The sequence below is a fragment of the Kitasatospora sp. NPDC024654 genome (genome assembly GCF_055559155.1).
The window spans coordinates 1-1043 of record NZ_JBVHLF010000289.1 but is presented as its reverse complement, the minus strand read 5'-3'; the positions used below and the strand labels follow the sequence as shown (position 1 = coordinate 1043).

Annotated in this window: 1 protein-coding gene; it reads left to right on the top strand. The window is 71.8% G+C overall.

Annotated elements, in window-relative coordinates:
* Window positions 1–15: 15 nt before the first annotated feature.
* A partial coding sequence (locus tag ACZ38L_RS39680; RefSeq protein WP_465703065.1) for a hypothetical protein occupies window positions 16–1043 on the top strand: 1028 nt, incomplete at its 3' end.

The following is a 1043-nucleotide window of genomic DNA, read 5'->3' as shown; positions in this document are numbered from 1 at the left end:
GCTAGGGTCGTCGCGATGAGCGAGTACCAGTACTACGAGTTCCTGGCGATCGACCGGCCGCTGACCCGCGAGGAGCAGGAGCAGCTGCGGTCGCTGTCCACCCGGGCCCGGATCACCGCGACCAGCTTCACCAATGAATATCAGTGGGGCAACTTCCGCGGTGACCCTCGGCGGATGGTGGAGCGGTACTACGACGCCCACCTCTACCTGACCAACTGGGGCACCCATCAGGTGATCCTGCGCCTGCCCAAGGGGCAGCTCCCGCTGCGGGCGCTGGAGCCGTACTGCTTCGACGAGTGCGTCGAGGCGTGGACGACCAGGACCCACCTCGTCCTGGACCTGCGCAGCGAGGACGAGGGCGGGGACTGGGAGGAGGGCGCCGAGGACTCGCTCGGTGCCATCGCCGGGGTGCGGGCCGAGCTGGCCGCCGGGGACCACCGCGCCCTGTACCTCGCATGGCTGTCCGCCATCGGCGCCTGGGCGCTCCAGGAGGACGACGAGGAGGCCTACCGGGCGGCGGTCGAGCCCCCGGTCCCGGCCGGGCTCGACCGGCTCACCGCACCGCAGCGGGCGCTCGCGGACTTCCTGCGGGTCGACGCCGACCTGCTGGCGGTCGCCGCCCAGGCCAGCCCGCCCGCCCCCGCACCTCGGAAGAGGCCCGGGAAGAAGGAACTGGCGCCGCTGATCGCCGCACTTCCCGAGAACGAGAAGGACGACCTCCTGCTGCGCCTCGCGCTGGGTGACGAGCCTCAGCTGGGAGCCGAACTCCTGCGCAGGCTGCGTGGCGAACCGTCCGCCGCCGTGACTGTGCCGGGGCAGCGCTCCGCCGCGGAACTGCTGGACGCGGCGCATGCGCGAGTCACGGAACGCCGACAGCGCGCCGAGCGGGTTCGAACCGAGGCGCGAGCGAAGAAGCTGACCGCTCTGGCCGCCGAGGAGGAAGCGATCTGGCGCGAGGTCGAGGACCACGTCGCCCGGAAGCAGACGGCCCGCTATGACACCGCCGTCGCTCTCCTGGTCGAGCTCCGTGACGCCTGTGACCA